The sequence below is a fragment of the Streptomyces morookaense genome, assembly GCF_013030945.1.
GTDB classification, from domain to species: Bacteria; Actinomycetota; Actinomycetes; order Streptomycetales; family Streptomycetaceae; genus Streptomyces; species Streptomyces morookaensis.
Genome location: NZ_JABBXF010000089.1, coordinates 1 through 13192 on the forward strand (window position 1 = coordinate 1; position 13192 = coordinate 13192).

Annotated in this window: 8 protein-coding genes and 1 pseudogene; all 9 read right to left on the reverse strand. The window is 72.4% G+C overall.

Annotated elements, in window-relative coordinates:
* Positions 1 to 984, reverse strand: a pseudogene (locus tag HG542_RS29030) (hypothetical protein); the annotation flags it as partial.
* 223 nt (positions 985 to 1207) lie between these two features.
* Entirely contained in the window at positions 1208 to 1987 is a 780-nt protein-coding gene (locus tag HG542_RS29035; protein ID WP_171086602.1) for a TIGR03936 family radical SAM-associated protein, read from the reverse strand.
* A 238-nt stretch (positions 1988 to 2225) separates the two neighbouring features.
* Positions 2226 to 4148, reverse strand: a complete 1923-nt coding sequence (locus tag HG542_RS29040) for a TIGR03960 family B12-binding radical SAM protein (protein WP_171086668.1) — start codon at positions 4146 to 4148, stop codon at positions 2226 to 2228.
* 71 nt (positions 4149 to 4219) lie between these two features.
* The gene (locus HG542_RS29045) at positions 4220 to 5740 is read right to left on the reverse strand and encodes a CYTH and CHAD domain-containing protein (protein WP_171086604.1); all 1521 of its coding nucleotides are present in this window, start codon (positions 5738 to 5740) and stop codon (positions 4220 to 4222) included.
* Positions 5741 to 5791: 51 nt separating this feature from the next.
* Positions 5792 to 6988, reverse strand: a complete 1197-nt coding sequence (gene rodA, locus HG542_RS29050; RefSeq protein WP_227723563.1) for a rod shape-determining protein RodA — start codon at positions 6986 to 6988, stop codon at positions 5792 to 5794.
* Positions 6985 to 9195: a penicillin-binding protein 2 gene (gene mrdA / locus HG542_RS29055; RefSeq protein ID WP_171086673.1), complete on the reverse strand. Its 2211-nt coding sequence runs from the start codon at positions 9193 to 9195 to the stop codon at positions 6985 to 6987. Before mrdA ends, rodA begins: the two co-directional genes overlap by 4 nt.
* 833 nt (positions 9196 to 10028) lie before the next feature.
* The gene (gene mreD, locus HG542_RS29060) at positions 10029 to 10781 is read right to left on the reverse strand and encodes a rod shape-determining protein MreD (RefSeq protein WP_171086606.1); all 753 of its coding nucleotides are present in this window, start codon (positions 10779 to 10781) and stop codon (positions 10029 to 10031) included.
* A 2-nt stretch (positions 10782 to 10783) separates the two neighbouring features.
* Entirely contained in the window at positions 10784 to 11728 is a 945-nt protein-coding gene (mreC, locus tag HG542_RS29065) for a rod shape-determining protein MreC (RefSeq protein ID WP_171086608.1), read from the reverse strand.
* A 162-nt stretch (positions 11729 to 11890) separates the two neighbouring features.
* A complete protein-coding gene (locus HG542_RS29070; RefSeq protein ID WP_004950903.1) occupies positions 11891 to 12910 on the reverse strand; it encodes a rod shape-determining protein in 1020 nt (339 codons plus the stop codon).
* Positions 12911 to 13192 lie beyond the last annotated feature (282 nt).

The window sequence follows — 13192 nt, forward strand, 5'->3', positions numbered from 1 at the left end:
GCCACGGACAGGCGCGGCGACGGGGGCCTCGACGACGGCCTCCTCCTGCTCCTCGACGGCCGGCTCGACGACCTCGGCCTGCACGGCGGCGGCCTCGGCACCCCGCGGGGCGCCGGCCGGCGCAGTGGCCCGGCGACGCGGGCGGCCCGCGGAGACGGACACGGCGGCGGGCTCGGCGACGACCTCGACCGGGGCCTCGGCCCCGACCTCGGCAACGACCTGCTCGGCGGCCTCGGACGCACCGGCCGGAGCAGTCGCCCGACGAGTGGCACGACGGCGCGTACGGGCGGGGGCCTCGGCGGCCTCGGCCTCCACGGCCTCCTCGGCACCCTGCGGGGCACCGGCCGGAGCGGTCGCCCGGCGCGTGGCCCGACGCCGCGGACGGGCGGGGGTCTCTTCGGCGGGCTCGGCAACGGGCTCGGCCGGGGCCTCTGCCACGGGCTCGGCAACAACCTGCTCGGCAGCCTCCGGCGCACCGGCCGGAGCGGTCGCCCGGCGGGTCGCCCGGCGCCGCGGACGGGCAGGGGTCTCTTCGGCAGACTCGGCCGTCACGGCCTCGACAGCCTCGGCCTCGGTCTCGGCCGGAGCAGCGGCCTTGCGCGTCGCACGACGGCGCGTACGGGCAGGCTCGGCGGCCTCGGCGGCCGGCTCGGCAGCAGCCGCACGGCGGCGCGTGCGAGCGGGCTTCTCCTCGGAAGCCGCAGAAGCCTCGGAGGCCTCAGCGGCCTCGGCGACTGCCGGCTCCGCCTCGGCGGTCTTGCGCGTCGTCCGCCGGCGCGTACGCGCCGGCTTCTCCTCCGCGGAGTCCGCGGGATCGGCCGCGGGGTCGGCGGCGGACGCCGTCGGCGCCCCGGCCGGCCGCGAGGCCACCCGGCGGCGCCGCGGGGGCAGCGTGTCGCTCGGCGACGCGGACGTCGTATCGGTAGCGGCGGCCTGGGCGCTGGAAGCGCCACCGGCCTCGGTGGGCTCAATGGATTCGAGCATGCGGGCGGTTCTCCCGTCACGCTCCCGGGCGCCGCGCCTGTTCCGGCCCGCCGGCCCGCGTGATGAGCGCGGAACCGCCGTCCGGGGCGCGGTCGCCGCACGGGAGCTGTCGTCTCGCTCGCCGGGGCCGAGTCTCGTCGGCACCGGCGAAAGTCTCCTGGTCAGTGCGCCTGCCGGACCGGGTGGCTCCCTGGTGGATCGGCGGCGCGTTCGACGGCCGTCCTTACGCGGAACCTTCCGGCACCTGCTGCGCGGCGCTCGGTCCGGCGGCCGTGGGTGGGGCGGCCGGGGCGGCGTCGCGGTCGGGCGCGAGCGGATCGGTCACCGTGCCGGACTCCTCATCGAGCAGCCCCTGCGCCAGCCTGGTCACCGCTGCGGGGACCGGCGGCGCCAGGTCGGCCACAGCGCGGAGACCGGACAGGACGTCGTCGGGTCGTACGGCGGGTGTCGCATGCCGAACAACCAGCCGCAGTATCGCACAGGCACCGTCACCGGGCCTATCGGCCGGAGCTTCGAGCGCCTCGAGTCGGGTCACCGCAGCACGGGCGTCGAAGGTCCGCAACCCGTTTTTGGTGCGCCGCTGGACCTCCACGCTCTCCGCCGCGAGGAAGGCCTCCACGGCGCGCCCGGCCTCGGCCGGCTCGACGCCGTCGAGCCGCAGTTCCCACACCGAGGCCTGCAGCCGGTCGGCGAAGGCGGAGGTGCGGGCCTCCACCGCGTCGACGATGTCGAGCCCGTCGGGCAGCGACTCGTCGAGCAGCTCGCGCAGGCGGGCGGGTTCGCGCACCTCGGCGAGCTGGATCTCCAGATACTCGGCCTCGCTGCCGGTACCCGTCGGGGCGGCGTTGGCGTACGACACCTTCGGGTGCGGGGTGAAGCCGGCCGAGTACGCCATGGGCACCTCGGCCCGGCGCAGCGCCCGCTCGAAGGCGCGCTGGAAGTCGCGGTGGCTGGTGAACCGGAGGCGGCCGCGCTTGGTGTAGCGCAGGCGGATGCGCTGCACCGCGGGTGCGGGCGGCGGGCCTTCGGGCTGTCGCTTGCCCAGTGTCTTCAGTCCTTCGTGAGTTGCGGTCGTACTGCTACCTAGAGTACGGGCTCGGCATGGCACCGGCCCCCGGCGGGTGCTTCCGCTGGGGGCCGGGCTGCATCGCGGGGCGGGTGGTACTTCACCACGGTCAGTGGCAGGAGCTTCGGCTCACCTCCGCGTCGGCGGAGACTGCCCCACGAGCCATCACGTTACGTTACTTGACCGACAACGGCAGCAACTTCTTGCCGGTCGGACCGATCTGGATCTCGGTCTGCATCTGCGGGCACACGCCACAGTCGAAGCAGGGGGTCCAGCGGCAGTCGTCGACCTCGGTCTCGTCGAGCGCGTCCTGCCAGTCCTCCCAGAGCCAGTCCTTGTCGAGACCGGAGTCCAGGTGGTCCCAGGGCAGGACCTCCTCGTACGTGCGCTCGCGGGTCGTGTACCAGTCGACGTCCACCCCCTGCGGGGGCAGCGTCTTCGCGGCGCACTCCATCCAGCGGTCGTACGAGAAGTGCTCGCGCCAGCCGTCGAAGCGGCCGCCCGACTCGTAGACGGCGCGGATGACCGCGCCGAGGCGGCGGTCGCCGCGGGAGAGCAGGCCCTCGACGATGCCGGGCTTGCCGTCGTGGTAGCGGAAGCCGATCGAGCGGCCGTACTTCTTGTCGCCGCGGATCTTGTCGCGCAGCTTCTCCAGGCGCGCGTCGGTCTCCTCGGCGGACAGCTGCGGCGCCCACTGGAACGGGGTGTGCGGCTTGGGCACGAAGCCGCCGATCGACACCGTGCAGCGGATGTCGTTGGACTTCGAGACCTCACGGCCCTTCTGGATGACGTTCATCGCCATGTCGGCGATCTGCAGCACGTCCTCGTCGGTCTCCGTCGGCAGGCCGCACATGAAGTACAGCTTCACCTGGCGCCAGCCGTTGCCGTACGCGGTCGCGACGGTCCGGATGAGGTCCTCTTCCGAGACCATCTTGTTGATGACCTTGCGCATGCGCTCGGAGCCGCCCTCGGGGGCGAAGGTCAGACCGGAGCGGCGGCCGTTGCGGGTCAGCTCGTTGGCGAGGTCGACGTTGAAGGCGTCCACGCGGGTCGACGGCAGGGAGAGGCCGATCTTGTCTTCCTCGTACCGGTCGGCCAGACCCTTGGCGATGTCGCCGATCTCGGTGTGGTCGGCCGAGGACAGCGACAGCAGGCCGACCTCCTCGAAGCCGGTCGCCTTGAGGCCCTTGTCGACCATCTCGCCGATGCCGGTGATGCTGCGCTCGCGCACCGGGCGGGTGATCATGCCGGCCTGGCAGAAGCGGCAGCCGCGGGTGCAGCCGCGGAAGATCTCGACGGACATCCGCTCGTGGACGGTCTCGGCGAGCGGGACGAGCGGCTGCTTCGGGTAGGGCCACTCGTCCAGGTCCATGACGGTGTGCTTGGACACACGCCACGGCACGCCGGAGCGGTTGGGCACGACGCGGCCGATACGGCCGTCGGCCAGGTACTCCACGTCGTAGAAGCGGGGGACGTACACGCCGCCCGTCCGCGCGAGACGGAACAGCAGCTCGTCGCGGCCGCCCGGGCGGCCCTCGCTCTTCCAGGCCCGGATGATCTCGGTGATCTCCAGGACGGCCTGCTCGCCGTCGCCGATGACGGCGCAGTCGATGAAGTCGGCGATCGGCTCGGGGTTGAACGCGGCGTGGCCGCCCGCCAGCACGATCGGGTCGTCGAGGCCGCGGTCCTTGGCCTCCAGCGGAATGCCGGAGAGGTCCAGGGCCGTGAGCATGTTCGTGTAGCCGAGCTCGGTCGAGAAGCTCAGGCCGAAGACGTCGAAGGCCTTGACCGGCCGGTGCGCGTCCACGGTGAACTGCGGCACGTCGTGCTCGCGCATCAGCGCTTCGAGGTCCGGCCACACGCTGTAGGTGCGCTCGGCGAGGACGCCCTCGCGCTCGTTGAGGACCTCGTAAAGAATCATGACGCCCTGGTTGGGCAGTCCGACCTCGTAGGCGTCGGGGTACATGAGCGCCCAGCGCACGTCGCACTCGTCCCAGGGCTTGACGGTGGAGTTGAGCTCTCCGCCGACGTACTGGATGGGCTTCTGGACGTGCGGAAGAAGCGCTTCCAGGCGCGGGAAGACCGACTCGACAGGCATCGCGATGTCTCTCATGAGCGGACAGGGGTGACCCTCAAGAGTAACGCGCCGCAGAAGTCGCCCCTGACGCGTCAGGCGAGCCCCGCCCGCCACCGCTTGTCCGACGCCTCGGCCCACAGGTCGGGCAGCTCGCGCTCGTCCTGCGCGGCCTGCTGCTCCTCGCGGCCGTACAGCAGCCCGAACGTGAACGTCGGCTCCCCGGCCTCCTGTGCCTCACCCGCTATCTCGCGCAGGGCGCCCCGGGCCATCACGCTGTCCTGGTGGTCGCCCAGGAGCGTCTGGACGGACTTCATCTGCCGCGCGAAGCGCCGGGCCGCTCCGCCCAGCGCCGGGGTGGCCGCCTCGGCGGCGTAGCGGGCGCGCTTGGCGGCCTTGCGGGCGTCGTGCAGGGCGGTGTCGCGGCCGGGCCCGGGACCCGTGGCGAGGGCCGCGTCGATGCGGGCTGCCAGCCGGCCGTAGTCGCCGAGGACGGCCTTGGCCAGGACGGGGCGTGCCGGGCGTGCGGCGGCCGGGCGCAGCGGCGGGTCGGCGAGGAGGGCGTCGAGCGCGTCGAGCAGGGCGAGGTAGCGCTTGCTGTCGAGCACCTCGGCCACCCGGCGCCGCGAGCCGGCGCGGCGGCCGCCGGACCAGGCGCGCAGCCGGGCGCGGACGGGACCGCGGACGAGGGCGCGCGGCACTTCGTCGAGGCGCTGCCGCAGCCGTTCGGTGAGGACTTCGCGGTCGCGGTCGGCGCCCAGTTCGGCGGCGAGCCACCGGAGTTCCCCGCCGAGCGGGTCCGTGGCCCGCCGGTCGAGGATTTTGCGGTACGAGCGGAAGGCGCCGCGCAGCCGCCTCGTCGCGACCCGCATCTGGTGGACGGCGTCCTCGGTGCCACGGCGGGCGCCGGGGTCCAGGGCGACGACGGCTTCGACCTGTTCGCGCAGGTAGTCCAGGACGTGGTCGCCGGCGGAGGTGCTGTCCCTGCCGGGCCTGTGCTCCGCGGCCGCCGGCCCGGTGCCGAGGGCGCGGGAGAGTTTGGAGGGGGCCTTCGAGCGGCGCAACCCGGCTTTGCGCAGGCGGGGTTCGAGCGCGTCGAAGAGGGCGGGGCCGGTGCCCTCGGCCAGCTCGACCTCGTATTCGGTCCACTCGGTGGTGGTCTCGCGATCCCGGAGCCGGACGGCGCGCACGCGGTCCTCGGTCGCCTCGGCGAGCAGCGTGCCGTGCTCGTCCAGCAGGTGCAGCACCCGGCGGCGGCTGGTGATGCGGACGAGCGGGGTGAGGGCCGAGTCGCGGGTGCGGGAGCGGACGAGCGCGGCGAGGGTGCGGGGGACGCGGGCGGAGAGGGGGGCGCGGATCTCGTCGCGGACCCCCTCGGCTACGGGGAGCTTGAGGTGCCAGCCCGCGTCGCTGCCGCCGGTGCGGCGGCGGAGGGTGATGCCCGCCGCGAGGAGCCGGCAGTCGGCGGTGTCGTAGTAGACGGCGTCCAGCTCCTGCGTGCCCCGGTCGGCGACGGTGCCGACGGGCGCGGCCCCGCCCAGGTCGGGGAACCGGGCCGGGCCCGTGTCGTCTCCGGCTTCGTACTTCCGCTCGATCTCTCGCACGGTGTCCGCCATAACGCGAAATCTAGTGCTCCGGAAGCCCGAACGGCAGTCCTCGTGGGTCCCCTATGCCGTCACCGGCCGCTGCGTCCGGATCGACTGGAGCAGGCCGACGGCGATCCAGGCGGCGAACATGGAGGAGCCGCCGTAGGAGACGAAGGGCAGCGGCAGGCCCGTCACGGGCATGATGCCGAGCGTCATGCCGATGTTCTCGAAGCTCTGGAAGGCGAACCAGGCGACGATCCCGGCGGCCACGATCGACCCGTAGAGGTCCCCGGCCTCGCGGGCGATCCGGCAGGCGCGCCAGAGCACGACACCGAGGAGCAGGATGACGGCGCCCGCGCCGATGAAGCCGAGCTCCTCCCCCGCCACGGTGAAGATGAAGTCGGTCTGCTGCTCGGGGACGAACCGGCCGGTCGTCTGGGAGCCGTGGAAGAGGCCGGAGCCGGTCAGGCCGCCCGAACCGATGGCGATCCGGGCCTGGTTGGTGTTGTAGCCGACGCCGGTGGGGTCGAGGGCGGGGTTGGCGAAGGCGGCGAAACGATTGATCTGGTAGGTGTCCAGGATCCCGAGCTGCCAGACGAGGAGACAGCCCGCGACGCCCGCGCCGAGCAGGCCGGCGAGCCAGCGCCGGGAGGCGCCGGAGGCGAGCAGCACGGCGAGCACGATCACCACGAGGACCATCACGGAGCCCAGGTCGGGCATCAGCAGGATGACCAGCGTGGGCAGGGCGGCCACGCCCAGCGCCCGGAGGACGGTGCGGCCGTCGGGGCGGCGCTGTTCGCCGGCGTCCACCTTGGCGGCCAGCAGCATCGCCATGCCCAGCGCGATGGTGATCTTGGTGAACTCGGAGGGCTGGACGGAGAATCCGCCGCCGAGCTGGATCCAGGACCGGGCGCCGTTGATGGTGGCGCCGAGCGGGGTGAGCACGGCGGCGGTGCAGAGCACCGAGATCGCGTAGAGCAGCGGGACGGCGCCGCGCAGCCGGTGGTGGCCGAGCCGGACGACGCCGAAGGCGAGGGCGAGCCCGATGCCGGTGTTGAGGATGTTGCGGAGCAGGAAGTACGAGGGGTCGCCGTGGGTGAGCTCGGTGCGGCCGCGGGTGGCGGAGTAGACGAGCAGGGTGCTGAGGCCGGAGAGGGCGAGGGCGGCGAGCAGCATCACCCAGTCCAGGCGGCGCAGGACCGAGTCGCGGGCGGTGAGCCGGGACCAGACGCCGCGACCGGATACGGGCCTGACCGGCGGGTGGCCCAGGAGGGTCACCGGTCCTCCTCTCTTCTGGCGGGCGAGGCGGGCGAGACGGACGGCCCGTCGGACGGGGCCGGGGAGCCGGAGGCCGGGGCGCCGGAAGAGGACGCGGAGGGCGACGGCGAGGGCGCGTCGATGTGCTGCGCCTCGATGCTGCCGTCCTTCTCGATCTTCGGGAGCCGGGCCTCGGGGTGCGGCAGGAGCGCCTTCTTCTCGTCGACCTTGCCCTGCCCGTCGACCCCGTAGAGGGCGTTGTAGATGTTGCGCACGGCGGGCCCGGAGGCGCCGGAGCCGGTGCCGCCCTGGGAGATCGTCATCACGACCGTGTAGTCGGAGGTGTAGGTGGCGAACCAGGAGGTGGTCTGCTTGCCGTAGACCTCGGCGGTGCCGGTCTTGGCGTGCATGGGGATCTGGTTCTGCGGCCAGCCCTGGAACCGCCAGGCCGCGGTGCCCTGGGTGGCCACGCCCGCGAGCGCGCCGTCGATCTGGTCGCGCAGCTTGGCGTCGAAGGGCAGCCGGCCGTGCGAGGTGGGCTTGATCTCGCGGACGTGCTTGCCGTCGGGGCTGACGATGGCCTTGCCGACGGTGGGGTTGTAGAGGGTGCCGCCGTTGCTGATGGCCGCGTAGATGGTGGCCATCTGGATGGGGGTGACGAGCGTGTCGCCCTGCCCGATCGAGTAGTTGACGGAGTCACCGGCGCGCATCCGCATGCCGGACTCGCAGTTCTCCTTGGCGATCTTCCCCGCGTAACTGTCGTCGTTCTTGCCCTGCTTGCACCAGGACTCCTGATTGGCCTCCCAGTACCGCTTCTTCCACTCGCGGTCCGGGACCCGGCCGCGGACCTCGCCCGGCAGGTCGATGCCGGTCTCCTTGCCCAGGCCGAACCGGTGGGCGGTCTTGTAGAACCAGTCCGCCGGGTGCTTGGGGTTGTTGCCGCCGTCCTTCTGCCACTGGCGGTAGGCCAGGTCGTAGAAGACGGTGTCGCAGGAGACCTCCAGGGCCTGGCCGAGGTCGATGGGGCCGTAGCCCTTGGACTCGTAGTTCTGGAAGACCTGGTTGCCGATGCTGTACGAGCTGGAGCAGTTGTAGTGGTCGGTGAAGGGGTTGCCGGCGGCGACGGCGGCGGTCGTGGAGATCACCTTGAAGATGGAGCCGGGGGCCGCCTGACCCTGGATGGCCCGGTTGAGCAGCGGGTAGTCGGAGTCCGGCCCGGTGAGCGCCTTGTAGTCCTTGGCGGAGATGCCGCCGACCCAGACGTTGGGGTCGTAGGTGGGGTTGGAGGCCATGGCGACCACGCGCCCGGTCTTCGACTCCATGACGATGACGGCACCGGCGTCGGCCTTGTAGGTGGTGCCGGTGTTGCGGTCGGTCTCCTTGCGGGCGTCCTTCATCGCCTGGTCCAGCTCGCGTTCCGCTATGGCCTGGACGCGGGCGTCGATGCTGGTGACGACGTTGGCGCCGGGCACGGCCTTGTCGCTCCTGGCCTTGCCGATGACGCGGCCGAGGTTGTCGACCTCGTAGCGGGTGACCCCGGCCTTGCCGCGCAGCTGGGAGTCGTACTGCCGCTCCAGGCCCGAGCGGCCGACCTGGTCGGAGCTCATCAGCGGGGTGCCGCTCTTCTTGGCCTCCTTGACCTCGTCGTCGGTGACGGGCGAGAGGTAGCCGAGGACCTGGGCCGTGTTGGAGCCGCCGGGGCCGCTGTAGCGGCGCACGGCGGTGGGTTCGGCGGTGATGCCGGGGAAGTCCTCGGCGCGCTCGCGGATCTGCAGGGCCTGCTGGGTGGTGGCCTGGTCGGTGACCGGGATGGGCTGGTACGGGGAACCGGCCCAGCAGGGCTTGGGCGTCTTGGCGTCGCACAGCCGGACCTTGGCGGCGACGTCCTCGGTCGGCATGCCCAGCACCCCGGCGAGGCGGGCGAGGACGGCCCTGCCCTTGTCCTTCATCCGCATCAGGTCGGTGCGGTTGGCGGAGACGACCAGGCGGGTCTCGTTGTCGGCGAGCGGCACGCCGCGGGCGTCGAGGATCGAGCCGCGGGTGGCGGGGGCGACGACCTGCTGGATGTGGTTGTTGGCGGCCTCGGCGGTGTACTGGTCCCCGTTGCGGATCTGCAGGTACCAGAGGCGGCCGCCGAGCGTGAGCAGCAGCGAGACGACGAGGATCTGAAGGATGATCAGCCGGATCGTGACCCGCGAAGCCCGCCCGCTCTCCGGCACCTTGGGCAGCTTGCTCACAGTGTCCCCTTGTTCGCTTCTCCGCCCGCGCGGCACAGAGGTGCGGGCATCACTGTCGACTGCAGCCCGGCGGCCGCACGTGCGTCGCTCACCGAGTCCCCTTGTTCGCTTCTCCGCCCGCGCGGCGCAGAGGTGCGGGCATCACCGTCGACCGCGGCCCGGCGGCCGCACGTGCGTCGCTCACCGAGTCCCCTTGTTCGCTTCTCCGCCCGCGCGGCGCAGAGGTGCGGGCATCACCGTCGACCGCGGCCCGGCGGCCGCACGTGCGTCGCTCACCGAGTCCCCTTGTTCGCTTCTCCGCCCGCGCGGCGCAGAGGTGCGGGCATCACCGTCGACCGCGGCCCGGCGGCCGCACGTGCGTCGCTCACCGAGTCCCCTTGTTCGCTTCTCCGCCCGCGCGGCGCAGAGGTGCGGGCATCACCGTCGACCGCGGCCCGGCGGCCGCACGTGCGTCGCTCACCGAGTCCCCTTGTTCGCTTCTCCGCCCGCGCGGCGCAGAGGTGCGGGCATCACCGTCGACCGCGGCCCGGCGGCCGCACGTGCGTCGCTCACCGAGTCCCCTTGTTCGCTTCTCCGCCCGCGCGGCGCAGAGGTGCGGGCATCACCGTCGACCGCGGCCCGGCGGCCGCACGTGCGTCGCTCACCGAGTCCCCTTGTTCGCTTCTCCGCCCGCGCGGCGCAGAGGTGCGGGCATCACCGTCGACCGCGGCCCGGCGGCCGCACGTGCGTCGCTCACCGAGTCCCCTTGTTCGCTTCTCCGCCCGCGCGGCACAGAGGTGCGGGCATCACCGTCGACTGCGGCCCGGCGGCCGCGCGTGCGTCGCTCACAGCCGCTTGACCCCCTTCATCCCCTTCACTCCCTTGATCCCCTTGACCCGCCCCGGTTTGCGCACCGAGGTCAGCATGCCGCCGCTGCGCCTGCCGCCGAGGCTGCCGCCCCGGCCGCCGCGGAAGGCGCTGCGCAGTCCGCCGCGGAAGCCGCCGGTGGAGACCCGGAAGCTGCCTCCGGACATCCGCCCGTATCCGCCGTCGGTCGCGGTCGCGGTGACGGGCGTGCCGTCACCGGTGAGCGCGTCGCCCGCGGTGCGCCGGGCCAGCGCCATGATCACCGGCACGGTGAAGGGGGCGAGGAGCAGGTCGTAGAGCGCGGCGGTGAACACCAGCCCGGTCAGGCCCACATGGCGGGCGGCGGTGTCCCCGACGAGGGCGCCGACGCCCGCGTAGAGCAGGGTGGAGACGACGGCCGCGCCCGCCACGACGACCATCGGCAGGGTGGCCGAACGGAGCTGTCCGCTCTCGGGCTTGGCGAGGCCGACGAGGTAGCCGACGACGCACAGCACGAGGGCGTAGCGGCCGGTGGCGTGGTCGGCGGGCGGCGCGAGGTCGGCGAGCAGGCCGGCGCCGAAGCCGACGAGGGCGCCGGCGGTGTGCCCGTAGACCAGGCCGAGCCCGACGACGACGAGGAGCAGCAGGTCGGGGACGGCTCCGGGCAGATGCAGCCGGGCGAAGACGCTCACCTGCACGACGAGCGCCACCATCACGAGCACCGTCGAGAGCAGGATCCGGTTGAGACGCATCGTCAGTCCTGGGGTCGGTCGCTCGGGGAGGCGGAGGGTGCGGGGGAAGCCGTGACGGTCACGGTGGGGGCGGGCTTGGGGGCTTCCGGCTTGGGCGGCAGGACGCTGTCGCGCGGGTCCTGGCGGGGCGGCTGGACGACGACGCCGACGAGGTCGAGCTTGCTGAAGCCGACGAAGGGGCGCACCTGGAGGGTGCGGGTCAGGCCGCCGCCGGAGGGCTCGACGCGGACGACCTCGCCGACGGGGACGCCGGGGACGAAGGGCCTGTCCCTGCTGGAGCCGAAGGTCACCAGGCGGTCGCCGCGGTGCACGGAGGCCTTGCCGTTGAGGAGTTCGACGCGCAGGGTGCTGTCGCCCTGGCCGTTGGCGAAGCCGAGTTCGCCGCTCTTCTCCATGCGGGTGCCGACGGTGAACTTGGGGTCGCTGGCGAGCAGCACGGTGGAGGTGGTGGGGGCGACGGTGGTGACACGGCCGACGAGGCCGTCGCCGTTGATGACGGTCATGTCGCGCCGGACGCCGTCGTTGCTGCCGATGTCGATGGTGACGGTCCAGGAGAAGCCCTGGGCCGCTCCTATGGCGATGACCTGGGCGCCCTTGATGCCGTACTGGCCGGCGCCCGCGGTCTTCAGCAGGCGGTCGAGGTCGCGGAGCCGGCCCTTGTTGCGGTCGTCGCCGGCGAGCCGCTGCTTGAGGGCGGTGTTCTCGCGCTCCAGGGCGGTGATGCGGCGGCTGCGGTCGCCTGAGTCCCGCACGGCGGCGAGGGCGTTGCCGACGGGGTCTACGGCGGCGGCGACCCCCTTCTCCACGGGGCCGAAGGCGGAGGCGGCGGCATGCCGGGCACCGTCGAGCGGGGACTGCTCACCGCCGCGGATGTCCACCGTGATCAGCGCGAACGCGATCGCGATCAACAGCACCAGCAGCAGCCGGCTCTCTCGTGTGTCCCTCACGTGCGGCGGCGTGCCCTTCTCGTCGGACCGTTCCGCTACGCGCACGGACGGTCATCGGAAGCGTTCTGCCTGTATATCAGGTTGTTTCCCGGCGGCGGAGGTGCGCCGGGCGCCGCGGTGACCGCCACCCGCCGCCGGACGGGCGGCGGGCGGACCCCTGCGTCACCGCCGGGGCTGGGCGTCCAGGACCTGCTGCAGTGCCTCGAACTCCTCGACGCACTTGCCGGAGCCGAGGGCGACCGAGTCCAGCGGGTCCTCCGCGATGTGGATCGGCATGCCCGTCTCGCGACGCAGCCGCTCGTCCAGGCCGCGCAGCAGGGCACCTCCGCCGGTAAGAACGATGCCGCGGTCCATGACGTCACCCGACAGCTCGGGCGGGCACTTGTCGAGCGTGGTCTTGACGGCGTCGACGATGGAGTTGACCGGCTCCTCGATGGCCTTGCGGACCTCGGCCGCCGAGATCACCACGGTCTTGGGCAGGCCGCTGACCAGGTCGCGGCCGCGGATCTCGGTGTGCTCGTCCTGCTCGAGGTCGTACGCCGAGCCGATGGTGATCTTGATCTGCTCGGCGGTGCGCTCGCCGAGGAGGAGGCTGTACTCCTTCTTGATGTGCTGGATGATCGCGTTGTCCAGCTCGTCGCCCGCGACCCGGATGGACTGGGCCGTGACGATGCCGCCGAGCGAGATGACCGCGACCTCGGTGGTGCCGCCGCCGATGTCGACGACCATGTTGCCGGTGGCCTCGTGGACGGGCAGGCCCGAGCCGATCGCCGCGGCCATCGGCTCCTCGATGATGTGCACCTGGCGGGCGCCGGCCTGGGTGGAGGCCTCGATCACGGCCCGGCGCTCGACCCCGGTGATGCCGGAGGGCACACAGACCACCACACGCGGACGGGCCATCCAGCGACGCTTGTGGATCTTGAGGATGAAATAGCGGAGCATCCGCTCGGTGATCTCGAAGTCGGCGATCACGCCGTCCTTGAGCGGACGGACGGCGACGATGTTCCCCGGGGTGCGGCCGATCATCTTCTTGGCCTCGGCGCCCACTGCGAGGATGCCGCCGGTGTTGGTGTTGATGGCGACGACAGACGGCTCGTTGAGGACGATCCCGCGGCCTCTGACGTACACCAGCGTGTTGGCGGTCCCGAGGTCGACAGCCATGTCACGGCCGATGAACGACATATTGTTCCCCATGAGGATACGTCTGGCCTTCCCAACTGGAGCGATTGCTTACTTGAGGTCGGCAGGTGGTGCGCTGCGGGCGCGGGAGCACTTCATCGTAGTCTCGCGCGGCGGTGGGGCGCGGCGCGAGGGTTCCTCCGCCATTGTCGGCAGAACACAAGCCCGCCCCCGTAATGGTGACGTCGTGTCGGAGTGAGAGGTTCCCTCGTTCGCTCCGCATATGCCAGGGGGCGACCGAGAATTAATCGGTCGCCCCTGATCAGAATGGGTACATCTCTGATC

Bases quoted from the DNA above. Each gene is read 5' to 3' on its own strand.
- HG542_RS29040 (WP_171086668.1), bottom strand. From the start codon at position 4,148: ATGCCTGTCGAGTCGGTCTTCCCGCGCCTGGAAGCGCTTCTTCCGCAC.
- mreD (WP_171086606.1), bottom strand. From the start codon at position 10,781: ATGCGTCTCAACCGGATCCTGCTCTCGACGGTGCTCGTGATGGTGGCG.
- HG542_RS29070 (WP_004950903.1), bottom strand. From the start codon at position 12,910: ATGTCGTTCATCGGCCGTGACATGGCTGTCGACCTCGGGACCGCCAAC.
- HG542_RS29045 (WP_171086604.1), bottom strand. From the start codon at position 5,740: ATGGCGGACACCGTGCGAGAGATCGAGCGGAAGTACGAAGCCGGAGAC.